Raw genomic sequence first — 20,333 nt, 5'->3', positions numbered from 1 at the left:
CGCATCTGTTCTTGGCAGCTTCTGGAGACTATGGTCCCGGGCAATTCGAAACGACCTGTTTGCATGCAATTCCGGGCGGAAAACCGCTGCACACTTTTCCTGGAATTGCTTTGGAGAATTGCCCGTGATCCCCTGGACCTTGCTCGACACTGCGAAAATCCCCGGCGGCGGCGAGCTGCGTTTGAAGCAGCGCGGCCAGGAATTTTCCATCATGCTCGGCACCAACGAGCTGATGAACAGCCGCCTGAGCGGCTCCGAGCGGGCGCTGGCCACGCTTTCCTGCGAGAAGATCAAGGACCGGAAGGCGCCGCACATACTGATCGGCGGCCTCGGTATGGGGTTTACCCTGCGCGCGGCCCTCGGCGAACTCGGTGCGGACGCCAAAGTTACGGTCGCAGAGCTGGTGCCGGCTGTCGTGACCTGGGCACGCGGGCCGATGGCAACCGTCTTCGATGGCTGCCTCGATGACCCTCGCGTCGCGATCCATGAAGGCGATGTGCGTCCGCTCATCCGCGCCCGCAGAATGGCCTACGACGCCATCCTGCTCGATGTCGACAACGGTCCCGACGGCATCACGTCTGAAGCCAACGACGGCCTTTACGACTATCAAGGCCTCAAGGCAGCGCGCGATGCATTGCGTCCGAGAGGCGTGCTCGCGGTCTGGTCTTCGGGACCTGATGAGCGCTTCACAAGACGTCTGCGCGATAGCGGCTTTACCGCCGAGGTGGTCAATACGCGCGCCAATGGCAAAACGGGCGCGCGTCATGTCATCTGGCTGGCGACAAAGGGCTAAGCCCTAAAGATAACGCGTTTCTTCCGGCGCGCGATCGAAGCGGTCGTCGCGGCCATCGAAATAGCCGACGGGAAGCGAGGCGAGTTCCTCGTCGGTGGCGTCATCCAGGCAGCTGATGCTGATCGCATAGAATTTTCCGCCGAGTGCTGGATTTTCACCCCAGTTGAAGGAGCTGATGCCGCAAGTCTTGCAGAAGAGGTGATGCAGGATGCGCGGGCCGAACTGATATTCGCCGATGCTGTCCTCGCCCGAGATCAGACGGAAATCGGCGGGCGTGGCGACAGCCAGCCAATTGCGCTTCTTCTTGCAGATCGAGCAATTGCATTTGAACGTGCCGCCCTGCAGATCGAGATCGGCTTCGTAGCTCACCGCGCCGCAATGGCAGCTGCCATGATAGGTCTTCTTCATCACTCTCATCCTTCCCTTGAGGTGGCTTCTGCGTAAGCGACGTATTTATCGAGAGCCTGTTCCCAGCCGCCGGTCTGAAGCTTCAGCTCTCTGTCGTCAGGCAATTCGGCCTTTCGGAAGACAAGGCGCGTCTTCTCGCCAAGCTCATGGAATTCCACGGTCACCTGCATCGGATGTTCGGCCCTACCCTCCTGATTTTCCCAGGCGAAGGTGAAGACGAGGCGCTCGGGCGGGACGATCTCCAGATAGCGGCCATGGCTCCAATATTCCCTACCTTCCGGTGTCAGAATGCAGTGCCGCCAGGCGCCCCCTTCCCGCAGGTCGACAAAGATGGATGGCGCCGTCATGTTCTGGGGCGCCCACCAGCGCACCATATGCTCCGGCTCCGTCCAGAGACGAAACAGCAGGGCGCGCGGCGCGGCTATTTCGCGGGTCAGCACGATCTCACGTAGCGGCCGCATGCTGCCGCCCTCAATTGCTGGAGTCATCCATTCCTCCCTTTTGCAATAGCGCCGCATAGGCTTCCAGGCGATCGAGATTGTCGTTCCAGAACTGGCGATAGGTTTCCAACCAGTCATCGACCTGGCGCAACGGCTTCGGCTCCAGCCGGCAGGGCCGCCATTGCGCCTCCCTCCCCTTTGAGATCAGGCCGGCTTTCTCCAAGACCTTCAAATGCTTGGAAACAGCAACCAGCGACATGTCGAAGGGCTCGGCCAGCTCGGAGACGGACGCCTCGCCAGTCGCCAGCCGCGCCAGGATGGCCCGGCGGGTCGGATCGGCCAGGGCCGAGAGGGTCATGCTCAATGTATCCATGCTATCTAGTAAACCATAAAGTTAATTAACTTATTGGTTTAATATAAGGGGTGAGCGACCGATGTCAAGAAGGGGCCAGACGGCGTGCAATCTCAGGAAACGATATTGGAGACTTCGATCAGGTTTTGATCGGGATCCCGGAAATAGACGGAGAGAATGGGGCCGGTCGCGCCGGTACGGCGAACGGGGCCTTGCTCAATCGCAACGCCTTCAGCTTGCAAGTGAGCGATGACGTCATCGAGAGGCGTTGTGCTGATGAAGCAAAGATCGGCCGAGCCCGGTGTCGGCCGTTCGGCCTTGGGCTCGAATTCATGGCCGGCGCGATGCAGATTGATCTTCTGATTGCCGAAGGTCAGTGCCCTGCGGCCTTCCCCGAAAGTTTCGACGCCCATGCCGAGGACACGGGTATAGAAGTCACAACTCTCCTCGATGCTCGCGACCGTCAGCACCAGATGATCGAGATGGTCGATGCGGATCATGGCACCTCCAGTTTAACGACGCGCCAGCCTGGCAACGGCAAAAGCGCTGACGAGACATAGCGCCAGCATGGCGAGGATGAAGGCAACCACGGCATTCCAGCCATCGGCAAGCCAGAAATAGCCGCCGACCGAGCCCGCTATGCTGGAACCGAGATAATAGGCGAGCAGATAGAGCGAGGAGGCGTGCCCCTTGAAGCCATGGGCCAGCCGCCCCACCAGCGCGCTGGCGACGGAATGGGTCATGAAGAAGCCGATCGTCACCAGGATGATGCCGAGAATGATCAGTGGCAAGGAGCTGGAAAGCGTCACCGCCGCCCCGAGCGCTGCGATCAGCACGCCAATCGGCAACACGATGAAATGACCGATGCGATCGCCGAGGAGACCTGCCGCCCACGAGGCGACGATGCCGAAGAGATAGGCGGTGAAGATCAGGCCCAGCTCTGTCTGGTTGAGATCATAGGGATCGGCGACGAGACGAAAGCCGGCATAATTATAGACGGAGACGAAGGAGCCCATGACGAGAAAGCCGATGGCAAAGAGCAGCGGTAGCGCCGCATTGCCGAAGTGACCGCTCCAGGCCTTTAGGTGGAAGGCAACATCAAACCCCTTGCGCGGGGTGAAATTGCGCGACGGAGGTAGCAGATAGAGGAAGCCGATGGCCGCGATCAAGCCGAGAATGCCAACCGTTGCCAAAGCCGGCCGCCAGCTCAGATATTCGGCGATCGTACCGGTCACCACGCGCCCGGCCATGCCGCCAAAGGCGTTTCCGGCAATATAGAGGCCCATGGCGCCGCCGAGGCCGCGCGGTTCGATTTCCTCGGCTAGATAGGTCATGGCGACAGCTGGCACGCCGCCCAAGAGGAAGCCCTCAAGAGCGCGGACGGCGAGAAGCATATGCCAGCTCGGCGACACCGCGCAGACGATCGTGCAGATGGCCGCGCCGAGCAGCGAGATGAACATCAGGCTGCGGCGGCCGAGGCTTTCGGAAACGGCTGCCGCGCCGAAGATTGCAAATGCCAGGAAGCCGGTGGAAAGCGACAGCGACAACGAGCTTGCTGCCGGCGTGACGCCGAAATCTTCGGAGAAGATCGGCATCAGCGGCTGGACGCAATAGAGCAGCGAGAAAGTGGCGAAACCGGAGAGAAACAGCCCAATGGTCGCGCGGCGGAAGGCGGGCGTGCCGCGCGTCAGAAACTGGCGGGTCTCGGTTGACGGTTCATTCCTGATAAGCGTCAATTCGGGGCGGGAGGAAACTTCGGACGCAGTGGTTTGCTGCTGACTTACGGCGCGAAACATCGGTGGCACCTGACCTTTCTTGCCTGGAATCTAGCCAGACCCACTACATTAGTCCAATATATGGAACAGGCGATCTTAATAGCTTTTGGAGATAGCCATGGAGCTACGTCATATCCGCTATTTTCTGGCGCTGGCGGAAGCGGGAAACTTCACCCGCGCGGCGGCCAGTCTCGGCATCGGCCAGCCACCGCTCAGCCAGCAGATCCGGGACCTAGAAAACGAGGTGGGCGCACAACTGTTCCACCGCGTACCGCATGGTGCCGAACTGACAGCGGCAGGTGAGGCCTTTCTGGCTGAAGCGAGAATGGCAGTCGGTGCTGCGGAGAAGGCAAAGCTTGCCGCCCAGCGCGCCAATCGTGGCGAGATCGGCCGCCTGTTGCTCGGCTTCACCGCCTCTTCCGCCTTCAACACCATCGTGACATCAACCATTCGCGAGTTTCGGCGGCACTGGCCGGAAGTGCGGCTGTCGCTCACAGAGATGAATACCAATGCGCTGATGGAGCGGCTGATGCGCGGCGAGATCGACGCGGCCTTCATTCGCCCGGGCCTGGAGGATCCGCGGGATGTTCGCCTGAAACGTTTTGCCGACGAGCCGATGCTGATCGCGCTGCCGGCCCATCATCCACTGGCGAAAAAGGAACGCGTGCCGGTTGCGGCGCTCGCGGGCGAACCCTTCATTCTCTTCCCGCGCATGGTGGGGCTCAGCCTCTATGACGATATCGTTGGTGCTTGCCGCGAAGCCGGCTTTGACCTCGTGGTGACGCAGGAAGCGCCGCAGATCCCTTCAGTCGTCAATCTCGTCGCCGCAAACTTGGGCGTTTCCATCGTTCCGGCTTCGATCGCGCAGATAAAACTCGACGGCGTTGCTTATCGGCAAATCGACGGGCCGCCGGTCGTGGCGCGGCTCGGCCTCGCCAGCCTCAAGGCGCAGCGATCTCCCGTCATCGCCAATCTCATGAGCCTGATTGCGTAGCTATTTGTTTTGCGCAATTCCGGACGCAAAACCGCTTCATACTTTTACTGGAATTGCTCTCGCTCCCAATAAGGCGGATCGCCGAACGCCTTCTTCAGATGATCGGCCATTGCGCGAAGCTTGGCCGAGGGATTGCGCCCTTCCGGATGGGCCATGAAGATGAATTCCGGCTCCGGCTGGTAGCCGATGTCGATCTCGACAAGCCGCCCCTCCCTCATCGAAGGTCCCGCGATGAAGGCGGGCAGCAAGGCGATACCGAGCCCGGCAATCGCCGCATCGTGGAGAACATCGCCATTGTTGACGCCCAGCGCCAGCTTCCCGCGGATGACGATGGCGCCCTCCGGCCCCTGGAAACGCCAGTCGGCAACACCGCGATTCGTGTAGAAAATCCCGCGGTGATCCTCGAGATCGGGGAGCGACGTTGGTTTGCCGTGACGGCTCAGATAATCCGGCGAGGCCACGAGAAGACGGCGGCTGCGGGCGAGCTTCCAGGCGACGAGGCGCGAGTCGGCGATCAGGCCATGGCGTATGATGGCATCATAGCCATCCGAGGCGGCATCGACTCGGCGGTCGTCGAGATCGAGCGTCAGCTCGATTTCCGGATGATCGGCGAGAAACGGATAGAGGGCCGGCCCCAGATGCAGGCGGCCGAAGGTGACGGGAGCTGCGATGCGCAGGGGTCCCATCAGCGTGCCGCGCCGTTCGGCGAGATCGGCAGCCGCCTCGCGAACCTCCTGTGCAATGCGGGTGGCGCGCTGCAGAAAGGCGGTGCCATCCTCCGTCAGGGTTAGCTTGCGGGTCGTACGATGAAGCAGGGTTGCCCCCAACGCCTTCTCCATGTCCGACAAGCGCTCGCTGACGACGGATTTCGACAGGCGCAGGCGCCGCGCCGCCTCGCTGATCGAGCCGGCCTCGGCTACAGTCACAAATGTCACGATCCCGTCGATCTTCAGCATCGTTCGGAAACTCCGAATTCGAATTCCTCTTTTTGAAGACTAATCCGAACGATCGAAAAAGACCATCTTCCTCGTATCGGAGAAACCGAAAGACACGTCCTCACACAGGAGATGGAACAATGAACCGCTTGAATGGAAAAGTCGCAATCGTCACCGGCGCCAGCTCCGGCATCGGCCGCGTTACGGCAAAGCTCTTCGCTGCCGAAGGCGCCAAGGTCGTCGTCGGCGCTCGCCGCGCCGCGGAGCTGGAAAGCCTGGCCGCAGAGATCAAGGCAGCCGGCGGTGAAGCAGCCGTCTTGGCCGGCGATGTACGCTCGGAAGACTATCACAAAGCTCTGGTCGCCCTTGCAGTCGAGCGTTACGGCAAGCTCGATATTGCCTTCAACAATGCCGGCACAATCGGCGAGGCCGGCCCCAGCACCGAAGTTTCGGAGGCAGGCTTTTCCGAAGCGCTGGCGATCAACCTCACCGCGTCCTTCCTGGCCGCCAAGCACCAGATCGGCGAAATGATCAAGCACGGCGGTGGTTCCGTGATTTTCACATCGACCTTTGTCGGCCACACCGTCAGCTTCCCGGGCGTCGCCGCCTATGCCGCCAGCAAATCCGGCCTGATCGGCCTGACGCAAACGCTCGCCGCGGAATTCGGCCCGCAGAATGTCCGCGTCAATGCCGTCCTGCCGGGTGCCGTCGATACCGATATGTATCGCGACATGAACGATACGGCCGAAAAGCAGGCTTTCATAACCAATCTGCATGCGCTGAAGCGCGTCGCCGGCCCGGAAGAGATCGCTCGCTCGGTCCTTTATCTCGCCTCCGATGACGCAAGCTTCGTGAGCGGCACAGCTTCGCTCGTCGACGGCGGCCTGTCGATTACGCGTACCTGACCGATTGTTTTGCCGACGCAATCACCGCGTCGGCAGCTTCGGAATGCGGACATGATCCCGCAACGGATGAAACGGTTGCGGGATCATGTCGCCGGAATGCTTTGCATGAGCCGCGGCGTTTCCACTCAGAACATCGTATTGCTGTTCTTCGAGGTCTCGGGGATCGGCTGCACCGAGTCCCAATGTTCCTGGATCTTGTTGTCTTCGACGCGGAAGATATCGACGATGGCGCTGCCGCGGTCGCCTGGCTGGCGAATGGCGTGGACGCGCAGGATCACATAATCGCCATCGACCATCACGCGCTTGATCTCGCTCTTCGATTGCGGATAGTTTTTCTTCAAGTAATCCAGAAAACCGCGCAAGCCTTCGGGGCCATCGGCGGCAAGAGGATTGTGCTGGATGTACTTGCCGAGATATTTGGAAGCCGCGTCGAAATCTTTGTCGTTCAGCGCCTTCTGGTAGAAATCCAGAACGATTTCCTTGTTCTTCTGCTCTTGTGGCGAATAGGCACGCTCGGCAAAGGCCGGCAGGGCAGCGGCCAGCATTGGCAGGGCGATGACGGCGACTTTCATCAGTTTCAAGGCGTTGCTCCTTTGGCCATTAACACGTTCACTTTTGTCGAGGGTGAAGATGCCCGCAAATGACAAGTCGGTGATACCGACGTGATCATTGGCTACAAATAGCGGAAAATCCGACCACTTACGTCGCAATCACCGACACGCTGAGCTTGATGGAAGCACGCGACGATTGCCTATGACACACCAAAGGCTTAGGCTTGAGAACAAAAGAACAGGCGACGGGTTCAGGCATGGTTCTCGCAGGAAAGCGCATCCTCATCATCATCTCCGGCGGTATCGCGGCCTATAAGAGCCTCGATCTCGTCCGCCGGCTGCGCGAGCGCGGCGCAAGCGTGCGGCCCGTCATGACGGCTGGTGCGCAGCAGTTCATCACGCCGCTTGCCGTCGGCGCGCTGGCCGCCGACCATGTCTTCACCGATCTGTTTTCACGAGAGGATGAGCAGGACGTCGGCCATATAAGGCTGGCGCGTGACTGCGACCTTGTGCTGATCGCGCCCGCGACCGCCGATCTGCTCGCCAAGATGGCAAACGGGCTGGCCGACGATCTCGCCTCGACCATATTGCTCGCCACGGACCGACCAGTCCTCGCAGCCCCCGCGATGAACCCGAAGATGTGGACCCATCCCGCCACCAGGCGCAACGTCGAAACTCTTCGCGGCGACGGCATCGCCTTCGTCGGCCCTATGACCGGCGAAATGGCCGAGAGCGGCGAGAGCGGCGCAGGACGCATGGCAGAACCGCTCGATATCGTCGCAGCCGTCGAGCGACGGCTGGATGACGGTGCCAAGCCGCTTGCCGGCAGGAAGGCGGTCGTGACTTCAGGACCGACGCATGAGCCGATCGACCCCGTGCGCTACATCGCCAACCGCTCGTCCGGACGGCAGGGTCATGCGATTGCCGCAGCACTTGCGGCGCTGGGCGCGGACGTCACCCTCGTTTCTGGCCCTGTCACCATTCCCGATCCGGTCGGCTTGCACGTCATCCATGTCGAGCGGGCGGATGAGATGCGTGATGCCGTTCTTGCAGCACTTCCCGCGGATATCGCTGTGATGGTAGCCGCGGTCGCGGACTGGCGCGTCGCTTCCGCTTCCGATCAGAAGATCAAGAAGCATCCGGGCGAGTCGATCCCGACGCTGGCGCTCACCGAAAATCCGGACATCTTGAAAACCGTCGGCCATCATACGCAGCGGCCGAAACTCGTCATCGGCTTTGCCGCCGAAACCCAGGATGTTGAGAGCAATGCCCGCGCGAAGCTCGAACGCAAGGGCGCCGACTTCATCATCGCCAACGACGTCTCGCCCGCAACCGGCATCATGGGCGGCACGCGCAATCGCGTGAAGATTATCAGCCATCACGGCGTCGAGCAGTGGCCGGATCTCGACAAGGATGAGGTGGCAGTGCGGCTGGCGGCGCTGATATCGGAACAGCTCAAGCAGGGATAGCAGCCGGCGTCCGGATCTCTCCGGCGGCATGCTCTTCCGGCTGAAAGGACGTAACATGGACGCCCGTGTCGTCGATCAGAACGGCGCTGCCATCGGGGATCTCGCGCCAGGCATCGACATCGTCGTTCAGCGGCTCCGACACGAGGCAATAGCCCGACCCGACCGGCGAGGCATAGAGCGTCGGCGCCTTGCGATCCGTCGCGTAGCGGATGGCGTAGAGCGACTTGCCATCGGAGAAGGCCGCTGTGAAGCGCACCAGTACCGAACCGGTCAGATGCAGCGACAGGCCTTCCACGAAGCCGATGGTCTGCGCGATCGCCGCGGTCGGATTTGTCGTGAGACCGAATTGCATCGCCAACAGGAACAGGAGCTCGGAATCGGTCGTGCCGCTGCGGGCATGGAACAGCCGGTCGTCGAGCATGGCTTCCATCGGCCGGCGCAGGCGGTCGAAATTAGAAATCTGGCCGTTGTGCTGGAATGACCAGTTCTCGAAAACAAAGGGATGGCAATTGTCGCGGCGCGTGCCGCCGCCTGTGGCAGCACGGACATGGGCCAGGAAGAGCGGCGAACGGATCTGCCGCGCTAGGCTCTTCAGATTGCAATCGGACCAGGCCGGCAGGATATCGCGGTAGCGGCCAGGCTCCGGCCGATCACCATACCAGGCGATGCCGAAGCCGTCACCATTGGTCGCCGTCTTGGCGCGCGTGGCGCAATGGGATTGTTCGATCAGGGAGTGGGCGGGCGAAGACACCAGCTCCTCCAGATAGAGGGGGTCTCCACGATAAGCTGCCCAGCGACACATGCGTCTCTACTCCGATTCCCGCCTGTGTTCCTGTCTCGCGGGAGAATGGCAAATCCAGAGCGTGATGCCGAAAAGTGTAGGCGGTTTTCGGACGACATCGCGCTCTACTTCTTCGATACAAGAGCGGATTCAGATTTTAGGTCGAGCCGACCTAAAATCATCCGGCTCTAGGACGATTGTTTATGCGGAATGGGTAATAAAGTCTTAATTTTCCATGCCGTGCGGCGCAAGATGACAGATATTTGACGCTTCGTCCGTTCACATTTCGCATCGCAACATTTTCTTCGTGAAGGCCGCTATGGCAGGGCTTGCGCCCCAGATGCGACGGGCAACACATTTCACTGCGACAATAAGTGTGAAGCTTCCCCAAGACCGTGCCACTTGCATCGAGTCAAATTTGAGCTACGTTAAGCTTGTCTGAAACGTAACGAAAGGAAGGTGATCCAATGTCTAGTGAGATTTCGGTCTTTGTATACGGCATGGAAATGGTTATGAGCGTTGCGAGGCAGCCCTCGCTCTGATCAACACCTTCCCGAAGCGTTCGCCGCTTCAGGCCAGTTACGGGCCAAAGCTCATGGGGGGTCGCTTAAGGCGGCCCCTTTTGATTTTGAGCTGTTATTTTTTGCCTTGCCAAATGGGAAGAGCGCCTTAGCTAACCCAGCATGTCTTCTCAGGAACAGCCCGAACAGGGTGAAGCCAAACCGAGGCCGCTGAACGAGCCGGCCCTTACCGCACTCTCATTGTATCCGCAGGACTGGGCCTTGTTCCTCGATATCGACGGAACCCTGCTCGATCTCGCCGAAAGGCCGGAAGCGATCGTCGTGCCCGACTATCTGCCCGGAACGCTTCATGCGCTTTCCCGTCAGCTTGGCGGCGCGCTAGCCTTGGTGACGGGCCGCGCCATCGAATTCGTCGATCCTCTTTTCGCGCCCTTCCGCTTTCCTGTCGCCGGCTTGCATGGCGCGGAGCGGCGCGATGCGGCCGGTCGGCTGCGGCGGGCGCATATCCCGCCCGCCTTTCAGGCGATGAAGCAGACCATCGCCTACGAGGCGCAAGCCTGGCCCGGCGCAATCGTGGAGGACAAAGGGGCGGCGGTCGCGGTCCACTTCCGCCATGCACCCGCATATGAGGCCGAGATCGGCGAAGTCATGCAACGCCATCTTGAGGAAGCGGGACCCGACTGGAACCTTCAGCGCGGCAAAATGGTCCTTGAAATCTGCCCTTCCCACGCCAGCAAGGGACACGCCGTCGAGGCGTTTCTGTCAGAAGCTCCCTTCGAAGGGCGCCGCCCGGTGACGATCGGCGACGACGTAACCGACGAGACGATGTTTGCCGCCGCCAACCGTCTCGGCGGCCAATCCGTGCGCATCGGCGATGCCAACGGAAAAACAATGGCGCGTGCATCCATTGGCTCACCTGCGCGTTTAAGGGACGTGCTGGGAACGCTCGTCAAGTAATTTTCGACCATGGCGATGTCTACCAGCCTTCTCGAAAGGAAGAATTCGTGAGTCGACTCATCATTGTTTCTAATCGTGTTTCCGTACCCGACCATAAGGGTGCCGCGGCGGCAGGCGGCCTTGCGGTGGCGCTACAGGCTGCGCTCGCCGAGCGCGGCGGTATCTGGATGGGCTGGTCCGGCAAATCGAGCGGCGACGTCGAGCCCGAGCCGCTGAAGATGACGCAGGACGGCAACATCACCTATGCGCTGACTGATCTCACGCAGACCGATGTCGAAGAATATTATCAGGGCTTTGCGAACCGCGTGCTCTGGCCGATCTGCCATTATCGGCTCGATCTCGCCGAATATGCCCGCAAGGAAATGACCGGCTATTTCCGCGTCAACCGCTTCTTTGCCCACCGGCTCGCACCGCTGATCGAACCCGACGATATTATCTGGGTGCACGACTATCATCTCATTCCACTGGCGGCAGAGCTGCGGCAGATGGGCTTGAAGAACCGCATCGGCTTCTTCCTGCACATTCCCTGGCCGCCGGCTGATGTCGTGCTTGCCATGCCGGTGCATGAAGAGATCATGCGTGGCCTTTCCTCCTACGATCTGCTCGGCTTCCAAACCGATTACGATCTTGAAAACTTTGCGGGCTGCTTGAAGCGCGAGGGGATGGGCATCGAGAAGAGTCCCGGCCATTTCAGCGCCCACGGCCATGATTTTCGCGGCGGCGCCTACTCGATCGGTATAGAGACAGCAGGCTTTGCCGAATTTGCCCGCAGGGCCGCGTCGCACAGCATGGTGCAGAAAGTGCGTCAAAGCATCGAGGGCCGCGACCTTATCCTGGGCGTCGACCGGCTTGACTACTCCAAGGGCATCACGCAGCGCATCGATGCCTTCGAACGCTTCATCACCAACAATCCTGCTCACCAACGCAGCATCACCTATTTGCAGATCACGCCGAAATCTCGCTCGGAAGTCCCGGAATACGAGGCGATGCAAAACGCGGTTGCCGAACAGGCGGGCCGGGTCAATGGCGCGATTGGGACGGTCGACTGGGTCCCTATCCGCTATATCAATCGCTCGATCAGCCGCCCGATCCTGGCAGGCCTTTACCGGATTGCGAAGGTCGGGCTCGTGACGCCGCTACGCGACGGCATGAACCTGGTCGCCAAGGAATATGTCGCGGCGCAGGACCCTGAAAACCCGGGCGTGCTGGTGCTATCGCGCTTTGCCGGGGCCGCGCGCAAGCTGAAGGGCGCACTGCTGGTCAATCCCTACGATGTCGACGGCACCGCCAACGCGCTGGCGCGCGCCATCAACATGCCGCTGCAGGAGCGGCAGGAGCGCTGGCGCGGCATGATGGATTATCTGCTTGAAAATGACGTATCGCGCTGGTGCGAGACCTTTCTTGCCGATCTTACGGCGGAATAGAGCATGATGATCATCCGGCGGCTTTGGTGAGAAGCCATTGCCCCAATTGCTCGGCATGTGGGTTCGGCGTTGATGGCGGCAGCAGCCAATAGCCGCGCTCCGATGCCTCCAGCAAGGGACCCGCCGTCACCAACGTTCGCGCTGTGAGCAGGGAATCGACAAGGCCCATCCAGCCGATGGCAATCCCTTGCTCGCTGAGCGCTGCCTGCACGACGAGGGAATAGGTGTTGAAGCGAAGGTCGCCGCGACCCGCATAGGCGTCGCGGGCAATACCGAAAGCTGCAAGGTAGCTCTGCCAGTCGAACCATGGCGATGGCAGCTCCGAATCGAGATGGATAAGTGTCCCGCCAGCAAGCTGCGAGGGATCAGTGAATGGACCGTACCGTTCCGCAAAACTCCTGGTGCAGATCGGTACGACCTTCTCCGGCAGGAGCAGCGTTGCGCCGGGACCGAATTCGTTGCGTGTCCCGAAGAATACGGCGATGTCGCCGCTCTCCGGGGCGCCACGATCCGGCCGCTGCGTGGCGACGATCTGGATGTCGACTTCGGGATGAAGCAGCCGAAATGCATGCATGCGGGGAATGAGCCAGAGCGCGGAGAAGGCATAGTCCGTGCGTAGGCGAACGGAGGGACGCTCCGCCTCGACGCGGAAGCTGCGCACCAGATTGTCAACGCCACCGACGGATTTTTCGACGATTTCGAAGAGGCGCTGCCCTTCCGGCGAGAGCGAGACGCCGCGATGCTGACGGCGAAACAGGGGCACGCCCATCTGCTCTTCGATGCGGCGGATCTGATAGCTGACGGCCGGTTGCGTCAAGCCGAGCGCCGAGGCGGCGGCGGACAGGCTACCGGAGCGTCCGACTTCCAGAAAGATTCTCAGCCAACCGAGACCCACCAAGCGTTCAGCCATAAAATTTCCTTTTGGCACTTATCGAAAAATGCCCGCTTCACAGGGCGAACTCTAGTGATGTTCAATAAAATAATCCAATGACAAGAGAGGACCATCGTCATGCGTTTGTCTGCAATGAGCCGCCTTGCCACAGGCGTCTTGACGCCTTGGTTTGCTGGCGTCACCACGATCGACGGCAAGCCCGGCCTCGCTACCGCCGGCCTCTGAGTTTCGAGAAAGATGCAAGCATGTCCCGCCCAAATATCCTCATCCTCATGGTCGATCAGTTCAACGGCACGTTCTTTCCCGACGGCCCGGCCGAGTTCCTGCATGTGCCGGTCCTAAAGGCTCTAGCGAAGCGCTCTGTTCGCTTTGCCAACAGCTATACGGCAAGTCCGCTCTGCGCGCCGGCACGCGCCTCCTTCATGTCCGGGCAGCTGCCGAGCCGCACGCGCGTCTATGACAATGCCGCCGAATTCTGCTCGGACATTCCGACCTTTGCCCACCACCTGCGTGCCGCCGGCTATCAGACGGCGCTGTCGGGCAAGATGCATTTCGTCGGCCCGGATCAGATGCACGGCTTCGAGGAGCGGCTAACCACTGACATCTACCCCGCCGATTTCGGCTGGACGCCGGATTATACCAAGCCCGGCGAGCGCATCGACTGGTGGTATCACAATCTTGGTTCGGTCACCGGAGCTGGTGTCGCCGAGATCACCAACCAGATGGAGTATGACGACGAGGTTGCCTATCACGCGACCCGCAAGCTCTACGACCTCTCCCGCCGACAAGACGAAAGGCCATGGTGCCTGACCGTCAGCTTCACGCATCCGCACGATCCCTATGTCGCGCGCCGGCGCTTCTGGGATCTCTATGAGGATTGCCCGGCGCTGGACCCCGAAGTCGGCGAAATCCCCTTCGACCAGCAGGATCCGCATTCGCAGCGGCTGATGAAGGCCTGCGACCACACCGCCTTCGATATCACGCCGGAGCAGATCCGCCGGGCGCGCCGCGGCTATTTCGCCAATATCTCCTATGTCGACGAGAAGATTGGCGAGATAATGGACACGCTCGAGCGCGGGCGCATGGCCGACAACACCATCATCCTCTTCGTCTCGGACCACGGCGACATGCTCGGTGAGCGCGGCCTGTGGTTCAAGATGAACTTCTTCGAAGGCTCGGCCCGCGTGCCGCTGATGATCGCAGCCCCCGGCTGGCAGCCGAAGCGGATCGACGATCCAGTTTCGACGCTCGACGTGACGCCGACGCTTGCCGCCCTTGCCGGGATCGACATCGCTTCGCTGCGCCGCTGGACGGATGGCGAGGATCTCACGCCACTGGCTCTCGGAACCGGAAGCCGCAGTTCCGTGCCGATGGAATATGCGGCGGAAGGTTCCGAGGCACCGCTGGTGGGCTTACGTGATGGCAATTACAAGCTGACCCTTTGCGAGAAGGACCCGCCCATGCTCTTCGACCTCCGGGAGGATCCGAAGGAGCTGACCAACCTGGCCGGCAACCCGGCCTATGCGGAGACGCTGGAGAGATTGACGGCGCAGGCCATGGCCCGCTGGAATCTCGCAAGTTTCGACGCTGCCGTGCGCGAAAGCCAGGCACGGCGATGGGTGGTCTACACGGCGCTTCGCAACGGCGCCTATTACCCGTGGGACTACCAGCCTCTGCAAAAGGCTTCGGAGCGCTACATGCGCAACCATATGGACCTCAACGTACTGGAGGAGAACCAGCGCTATCCCCGCGGCGAATAAAGCCTATGCCGTCATCAAGGCATCCGATGTCATGGTCGCGGTGGACTGATAGCGACAGTTTGGAACGGCTTCGTGAAGCGCTCTAAACATCGCGCTTCTGGCAATAATGCGCTGTTTCGCCGTCGCCGGTCTGGAAATCTCCGGGCTGCGGCGGCGCGATCGGTTTGAACAGGGTGCGATCCGGTTTCACATCGAGCAAGGGCGTGCCGTTAAGGCAATCGAGCCCGCGCACCAGCAACATGTTGCCCTCGACCGCTTCCAGCTTGACGATGGCTGTGCCGATGGGATTGGGCCGCACGGGTGAGCGCAGGGAAAAAGTGCCGTGCACCTTGCCGCTGTTGGCCGGGCTCTGCAGCACGAGATCCCGACGCGAACGATCCAGCCAATAGAGAACCTCCAGTCGTTCGAAGGCTTCCACGCCCTGCAGCGCCGCCACCCAAGGCTCGAAAATCTCGATCCGGCAAATGGGGCCATCATGCCGGCCCTGGCGCGGCGTTTCCATGCGCGATGTCCAAGGCGTTGAAATGCGGCCGATGAAGGTGAGACCGGCATCCGAGGCTGCGGGCGGCTCGACAGCCACCTCGTTTTCGCGAATTTCGTTCTCTCGGACCATAAACGCGTTCCTTATCAGAGTGGTTACTTCATGCCCTTCAGCAATGCCGCCAACTGATCGTCGGTTAAATCGACCTGATAGAACAGCTTGTAGAATTGCTTCACATCGTCGGGAAAATCGCTGCGGAAGAGTTTCGGATAAATCAGCTTCTCCATCCAGCGCACGCCGAGCAGCCTGTTGACGCCCGGCGGGGAATCGAACCAGCCGAAAGGCAGAGACGGGGGTACGAAGATCTTGCCGTCCTTGACGGCCTTGATGCTGGCCCATTGCGGATCGCTCTTCACCGAAGCGGCGAAAGCGGGGCTCTCGGCAATGATGATATCCGGATTCCACTCGACGACCTGTTGGACGCTCACCTTGGCCAGCCCGCCCTTGCCGGCAGCGGCGGCAACGTTCATCGTGCCGACGGCATCGAGGATTTCGAGATTGATCGAGCCGGAAAGCCCGGTTTCCAGACCATCGGCGCCACGACCATAATAGACGCGTGGTCGCGGATCGTTGGGCAGTGTCGCGAGCTTTTCGTTCAGGTCCTTGATCGCCGTATCGGCATAGTCGGCCAACTTGTTGGCGCGGTCCTCGACGCCGATCAGGGCGCCGACATCGCGAAGCGTATCGGCGGTGCGGGCAAAGCTGCCGTCGATGAGGATATAGGGAATGCCCGTCTCGCTCTGCACCTTGTCGGCCAGCGCCTTGTAGGTCGGATCGACCGTGCCGGCATCGAGGATGATATCGGGCTTGGCATCCACGACCGTCTGCGAGCTGATGGTTCCATCCTTGCCCGTCAAACGGCCAACTGTCGGCAGTGACCGCACGGACGGCATCAGATAGGCCTTGGCGGCATCATCAGGCGCATGCACCCAGCCCACCAGCTTCTCTGGAGCCAGCACATAGACCAGGACGGCGGCTGGCGGCCCCGCCACCAGGATGCGGTTGATCTTGTCCGGTACCGAGACCGTGCGTCCGGCCGCATCGGTGATAATTCGCGCCTCAGCTGCGACCGGCATCAGGCCGACGAAGGCCAGAGCAAGAACCGCAAGAAATCTCATCATGAAAGTGCCTGTTCCGATCTAAGGAGATCATCGGGCGGCACTATGGCATAGCGCTATATCGGATGGAACATCGCGAAGGCACTATTCCAAAATGAAACGCATCCGAACCGATCACGCCGCCTTGACGGCGTGATATTCCTTGATGGCGACCATTTTGATAGCCGGGTAACGTTCCGCTTCATAGCGCAGCGAGAAGCCGTCCTGCGCAAGGAAGACCGGATCGCCGTCGAGATCACGGGCGATATCGCCACGGCGGGCGGTCACGAACTTCTCAAGATCCGCGGATTGGTCAGCCGAGATCCAGCGGCAGACGGAGAAGCGCGACATTTCGAAGGACACCGGCAGGCCATATTCGGCCATCAGCCGCTCCTTCAGCACGTCGAGCTGCAGGGCGCCAACGACGCCGACAATGGCGGGAGAGCCGTCTTCCGGCGAGAAGAGCTGCACGACGCCTTCTTCGGCCATCTGCTGCAGCGCTTCCTTAAGCTTCTTCGCCTTCATCGCATCTTCAAGACGAACACGGCGTAGGATTTCCGGCGAGAAGTTCGGAACGCCCTGGAAGACAAGCGATTCGCCTTCGGTCAGCGTATCGCCGATGCGCAGCGTTCCGTGGTTAGGAATGCCGACGACATCGCCGGCATAGGCGGTATCGGCGAGCTGGCGCTGCGAGGCGAAGAAGAATTGCGGCGCGGTGAGGCCCAGCTGCTTGCCGGTGCGCGACAGCCGCGCCTTCATGCCACGCTCCAGCTTGCCGGAGCAGATGCGGGCAAAGGCGATGCGGTCGCGGTGGTTCGGGTCCATATTGGCCTGGATCTTGAAGACGAAGGCCGTCATCTTGTCGTCGGTCGCGTGCACCGTTCTGATATCGGCGACCTGATCGCGCGGCGGCGGCGCGAATTCGCCGAGCGCATTGATAAGGTCGCGAACGCCGAAATTGCGCAGGGCCGAGCCGAAGAAGACCGGCGTCATATGTCCTTCGAGGAAGGAGGCCCGGTCGAAAGGACGGCAGGCTTCGATCGCCAGTTCCGTCTCGTCGATAAAGGCCTGGCGTTCGTTTTCCGGCAGCCGGTCGGCAACTGCCTGCGGGCCGTTTACCTTGGTCGCCTCGACCTCGGTATCGGAACCGCGGACCGTATTATCAGCCAGATGATAGGAGCCGCAGAAGGTCTTGGAGCGACCGATCGGCCAGGTGACCGGTGCGGTATCCAGCGCCAGCTTCTCTTCGACTTCATCGAGGATCTCGAAGGGGTCGCGGCTTTCGCGGTCCATCTTGTTGATGAAGGTAATGATCGGGATGTCGCGCATGCGGCAGACTTCGAACAGCTTCAGCGTCCGCGGCTCGATACCCTTGGCGGCGTCGATGACCATGACGGCGGCATCGACCGCCGTCAGCGTGCGATAGGTATCGTCGGCGAAATCTTCGTGACCGGGCGTATCGAGGATGTTGAAGACGTTGCCTTCATACTCGAAGGTCATGACCGAGGTCACGACCGAAATGCCGCGCTCGCGTTCGATCTTCATCCAGTCGGAACGCGTCTGCATGCGATCCTTCTTCGCCTTGACCTCGCCGGCAAGCTGGATGGCGCCGCCGAACAGCAGCAGCTTTTCGGTGAGCGTCGTCTTGCCCGCGTCCGGGTGAGCGATAATAGCGAATGTGCGGCGGCGGGAGACCGCCTCGGCGAGACTTTCGGCCATGCGTGTGAATCCTGTGAATTGGCGCCGTATCTAGCGACTCAACGGCCGAAATGCAATTGACCTCCGGCTTTCGCGCGCAAACTAATGCCGCATGACCATTCGCACCGATATCAGCCCGACGCTGAACCTCATCCGCCTGCCGCATGGCGAAGGCCTGGAACTGCCCGCCTACGAGACTAAGGGCGCCGCCGGCATGGATCTCCGCGCCGCTGTCGAAGAGGGCGTGACGCTGACGATCGCGCCCGGCAAGCGGGCCCTCGTTCCCACGGGCTTCATCTTCGAAGTTCCCGACGGCTTCGAGGCGCAGATCCGTCCGCGCTCCGGGCTTGCCTTCAAGAACGGCATTACCTGCCTGAACTCCCCCGGCACCGTCGACAGCGACTATCGCGGCGAAGTGAAGGTAATTTTGGCTAACCTTGGCGATGAGCCCTTCGAAATCACGCGCGGCATGCGTATCGCTCAGATGGTAATTGCGCCGGTGACGCAGGTGCGTGTCGCCGAGATTTCCGCGATCGGCGAAACCGCACGCGGCGCCGGCGGCTTCGGCTCCACCGGCGTCTGATGTCCGAACTGGGGCGAGACCACGGACTGACGTTCCGGCAGGGTTATTTCGACGATCCCGCCGCGTGGAATGCGCTTGTCGATCTGTTGCAAGATACGTTCTCGATCGATGTCAGCCTCCTGGATCAACTTGGCGGCCCGGACCCGACAAGCATGCCGTTCGGCTATTTCGATGATGAAGGCCGCTGCGTCGCCAATTTCAGCGCATTCTCCATGCCGATGATCATCAATGGCAGGGCCGTCAAGGCGGCGGGCTATCAATCCGGCGCAGTCCGCCCGGAATGGCGCGGACGCGGCCTCTATCGCGATCTCATGCAGCGCGCCTTTGCCCACACCACGGCTGAGGGCTACGAACTTGATATGCTGCTCACTGACAAACCGGCGCTCTATGAGCGGTATGGTTTTAGCATCCTGCCGCAGCATATCTTCGTTGCGCAGACGCCGAAGCTTCAGAAATCTGATTTGACAGCGCGGCAGCTCTCTTTGGAAGCGCCTGATGATCTGCGGCTCCTCAAGACGCTCCTGCAAGGTCGTCAGTCGGTCTCCGCCCGCTTTGCTGTTGTCAGGCAGACGGAGATGTTTCTGCTGAATGCCTGCTTCAATTCCGCGATCCGCCTGTCGGCGCTCTGGGATGAAACGGTCGTCGCATGGACGTTTGACGGAGCGACTTTCTGGCTTCTCGACATTGCGGGACCTGCCATCCCCTCGCTGGCGACCATCGTCTCAGCGCTTGATATCGAACCCGAGCGCATCGAAATCTGCTTTTCTCCGGACCGCCTGGATTGCGAGGTATCGCTTGAGCTTTATGAGGGCTACACGATGCTGATGGTACGCGGCAAAGCGGCAGATGATATTGCCGGGCCGCTCATGCTTTCGCCGATGGCGGAATTCTAGCGCGAAAGCGGCGGCAGACGGCGCTTAACCGGCGTCGCCTTGATCATTGACGTGTTCGTCTCGGCACGTTCGGCGATCTTGTCCAGGATGCCGTCAAGCTCGCCCATCGAGCGCACCACCAGTCTCCCAATGAAGCAGTCATCGCCGGTGACCTTGTCACATTCGATGAACTCGGGCGTCTCCTGAATGATCCGCTCGACGACATGCAGCTGGCCAGGCAGAGGCCGGATGCGGACGATCGCCTGCAGCGGATAGCCGATTGCTTCCGGCGCGATATCGACGGTGAAGGCCGAGATGATTCCGCGCTCCTCCAGCCGCCGCAGACGTTCCGCCGCACTCGGCGACGACAGGCTGGCCGCTTCCGCCAATTCCTTCAGTGATATACGGGCATTGCGCGCCAGCGCCTCCAGCATTCGCTGATCGATCTCATCCAGGCCCAGGCTCGCGTTAGGAACACCCATAATATAGCCTCATTTATTTAGGCTTCTCAGCATTTTTACCTTACTAAATCTATATCATCGGCTCCGATACCGCAATATGATTGGCGTAGATAGTCGGGAGCAA

The 20,333-nt window shown here is 60.8% G+C and carries 22 protein-coding genes; 9 read left to right on the top strand and 13 right to left on the bottom strand.

All coding sequences use genetic code 11. The features are described from left to right. Positions 1–124: 124 nt before the first annotated feature. Complete coding sequence (locus ACYJRZ_RS07025; protein WP_459457447.1) at positions 125–793, top strand: spermidine synthase; 669 nt, start codon at positions 125–127, stop codon at positions 791–793. Between the two features lie 3 nt (positions 794–796). On the opposite strand, the gene ACYJRZ_RS07020 is transcribed toward ACYJRZ_RS07025, so the two are convergent. From ACYJRZ_RS07020 to ACYJRZ_RS07000, 5 genes are all read right to left on the bottom strand, one after another. Then, a complete protein-coding gene (locus tag ACYJRZ_RS07020) occupies positions 797–1,201 on the bottom strand; it encodes a GFA family protein (protein ID WP_459457445.1) in 405 nt (134 codons plus the stop codon). A 5-nt stretch (positions 1,202–1,206) separates the two neighbouring features. After that, complete coding sequence (locus ACYJRZ_RS07015; protein WP_459457443.1) at positions 1,207–1,689, bottom strand: SRPBCC family protein; 483 nt, start codon at positions 1,687–1,689, stop codon at positions 1,207–1,209. Further along, positions 1,673–2,014, bottom strand: a complete 342-nt coding sequence (locus tag ACYJRZ_RS07010) for an ArsR/SmtB family transcription factor (RefSeq protein WP_459457441.1) — start codon at positions 2,012–2,014, stop codon at positions 1,673–1,675. The genes ACYJRZ_RS07015 and ACYJRZ_RS07010 overlap by 17 nt, the downstream gene beginning before the upstream one ends. A 92-nt stretch (positions 2,015–2,106) precedes the next feature. Further along, positions 2,107–2,493 carry a VOC family protein gene (locus ACYJRZ_RS07005; RefSeq protein ID WP_459457439.1) on the bottom strand — a complete coding sequence of 129 codons (387 nt, stop codon included), beginning with the start codon at positions 2,491–2,493 and terminating at the stop codon, positions 2,107–2,109. Positions 2,494–2,505: 12 nt separating this feature from the next. Further along, the gene (locus ACYJRZ_RS07000; RefSeq protein ID WP_459457437.1) at positions 2,506–3,789 is read right to left on the bottom strand and encodes an MFS transporter; all 1,284 of its coding nucleotides are present in this window, start codon (positions 3,787–3,789) and stop codon (positions 2,506–2,508) included. A gap of 97 nt (positions 3,790–3,886) precedes the next feature. Here ACYJRZ_RS07000 and ACYJRZ_RS06995 point away from each other — a divergent pair, with 97 nt between their 5' ends. Next, on the top strand, positions 3,887–4,762 hold the full coding sequence (locus tag ACYJRZ_RS06995; protein ID WP_459457435.1) for a LysR family transcriptional regulator: 876 nt from the start codon (positions 3,887–3,889) through the stop codon (positions 4,760–4,762). A 44-nt stretch (positions 4,763–4,806) separates the two neighbouring features. Here the strand turns inward: ACYJRZ_RS06995 and ACYJRZ_RS06990 are convergent, their stop codons facing one another. Continuing rightward, positions 4,807–5,718 carry a LysR family transcriptional regulator gene (locus ACYJRZ_RS06990; RefSeq protein WP_459457433.1) on the bottom strand — a complete coding sequence of 304 codons (912 nt, stop codon included), beginning with the start codon at positions 5,716–5,718 and terminating at the stop codon, positions 4,807–4,809. Between the two features lie 119 nt (positions 5,719–5,837). Here ACYJRZ_RS06990 and ACYJRZ_RS06985 point away from each other — a divergent pair, with 119 nt between their 5' ends. After that, entirely contained in the window at positions 5,838–6,602 is a 765-nt protein-coding gene (locus ACYJRZ_RS06985; RefSeq protein ID WP_169644233.1) for an SDR family oxidoreductase, read from the top strand. A gap of 125 nt (positions 6,603–6,727) precedes the next feature. Here ACYJRZ_RS06985 and ACYJRZ_RS06980 read toward each other — a convergent pair whose 3' ends face one another. Then, positions 6,728–7,174 carry a nuclear transport factor 2 family protein gene (locus ACYJRZ_RS06980; protein WP_459458671.1) on the bottom strand — a complete coding sequence of 149 codons (447 nt, stop codon included), beginning with the start codon at positions 7,172–7,174 and terminating at the stop codon, positions 6,728–6,730. A gap of 236 nt (positions 7,175–7,410) precedes the next feature. Here ACYJRZ_RS06980 and coaBC point away from each other — a divergent pair, with 236 nt between their 5' ends. Continuing rightward, positions 7,411–8,622: a bifunctional phosphopantothenoylcysteine decarboxylase/phosphopantothenate--cysteine ligase CoaBC gene (coaBC, locus tag ACYJRZ_RS06975; RefSeq protein WP_459457430.1), complete on the top strand. Its 1,212-nt coding sequence runs from the start codon at positions 7,411–7,413 to the stop codon at positions 8,620–8,622. Here coaBC and ACYJRZ_RS06970 read toward each other — a convergent pair. Beyond that, positions 8,609–9,424: a class II glutamine amidotransferase gene (locus ACYJRZ_RS06970; RefSeq protein ID WP_459457428.1), complete on the bottom strand. Its 816-nt coding sequence runs from the start codon at positions 9,422–9,424 to the stop codon at positions 8,609–8,611. The genes coaBC and ACYJRZ_RS06970 overlap by 14 nt on opposite strands. Before the next feature lie 662 nt (positions 9,425–10,086). Here ACYJRZ_RS06970 and otsB point away from each other — a divergent pair. Continuing rightward, positions 10,087–10,881 carry a trehalose-phosphatase gene (gene otsB / locus ACYJRZ_RS06965; protein ID WP_459457426.1) on the top strand — a complete coding sequence of 265 codons (795 nt, stop codon included), beginning with the start codon at positions 10,087–10,089 and terminating at the stop codon, positions 10,879–10,881. Between the two features lie 47 nt (positions 10,882–10,928). Continuing rightward, positions 10,929–12,305 (top strand): alpha,alpha-trehalose-phosphate synthase (UDP-forming), encoded by a 1,377-nt coding sequence (gene otsA, locus ACYJRZ_RS06960; protein ID WP_459457424.1) that lies wholly within the window; start codon positions 10,929–10,931, stop codon positions 12,303–12,305. 10 nt (positions 12,306–12,315) lie between these two features. Here otsA and ACYJRZ_RS06955 read toward each other — a convergent pair whose 3' ends face one another. Next, entirely contained in the window at positions 12,316–13,215 is a 900-nt protein-coding gene (locus tag ACYJRZ_RS06955; protein ID WP_459457423.1) for a choline sulfate utilization transcriptional regulator, read from the bottom strand. A gap of 227 nt (positions 13,216–13,442) precedes the next feature. On the opposite strand from ACYJRZ_RS06955, the gene betC reads away from it, so the two are divergent. After that, positions 13,443–14,957, top strand: coding sequence for a choline-sulfatase (betC, locus tag ACYJRZ_RS06950; protein WP_459457421.1), 1,515 nt, complete (start codon positions 13,443–13,445; stop codon positions 14,955–14,957). 82 nt (positions 14,958–15,039) lie between these two features. Here the strand turns inward: betC and tsaA are convergent, their stop codons facing one another. The 3 genes from tsaA to ACYJRZ_RS06935 all read right to left on the bottom strand — a co-directional run bounded on the left by tsaA (position 15,040) and on the right by ACYJRZ_RS06935 (position 18,314). Next, on the bottom strand, positions 15,040–15,570 hold the full coding sequence (gene tsaA, locus ACYJRZ_RS06945; RefSeq protein WP_459457419.1) for a tRNA (N6-threonylcarbamoyladenosine(37)-N6)-methyltransferase TrmO: 531 nt from the start codon (positions 15,568–15,570) through the stop codon (positions 15,040–15,042). Positions 15,571–15,593: 23 nt separating this feature from the next. Beyond that, a complete protein-coding gene (locus ACYJRZ_RS06940) occupies positions 15,594–16,619 on the bottom strand; it encodes an iron ABC transporter substrate-binding protein (RefSeq protein WP_459457417.1) in 1,026 nt (341 codons plus the stop codon). 111 nt (positions 16,620–16,730) lie between these two features. Then, entirely contained in the window at positions 16,731–18,314 is a 1,584-nt protein-coding gene (locus ACYJRZ_RS06935) for a peptide chain release factor 3 (RefSeq protein ID WP_459457415.1), read from the bottom strand. 91 nt (positions 18,315–18,405) lie between these two features. On the opposite strand from ACYJRZ_RS06935, the gene dut reads away from it, so the two are divergent. Together dut and ACYJRZ_RS06925 are read left to right on the top strand one after the other, a co-directional pair. Next, positions 18,406–18,876 (top strand): dUTP diphosphatase, encoded by a 471-nt coding sequence (gene dut / locus ACYJRZ_RS06930; protein WP_459457413.1) that lies wholly within the window; start codon positions 18,406–18,408, stop codon positions 18,874–18,876. Further along, a complete protein-coding gene (locus ACYJRZ_RS06925) occupies positions 18,876–19,769 on the top strand; it encodes a GNAT family N-acetyltransferase (protein WP_459457411.1) in 894 nt (297 codons plus the stop codon). The genes dut and ACYJRZ_RS06925 overlap by 1 nt, the downstream gene beginning before the upstream one ends. Here the strand turns inward: ACYJRZ_RS06925 and ACYJRZ_RS06920 are convergent. Beyond that, entirely contained in the window at positions 19,766–20,230 is a 465-nt protein-coding gene (locus ACYJRZ_RS06920) for an Lrp/AsnC family transcriptional regulator (protein WP_459457409.1), read from the bottom strand. The genes ACYJRZ_RS06925 and ACYJRZ_RS06920 overlap by 4 nt on opposite strands. Between the last annotated feature and the right edge of the window lie 103 nt (positions 20,231–20,333).

This window comes from Rhizobium sp. No.120 (assembly GCF_054558365.1).
The sequence above is the reverse complement of the archived record's forward strand: the minus strand, read 5'-3'. Positions and strand labels throughout refer to the sequence as shown.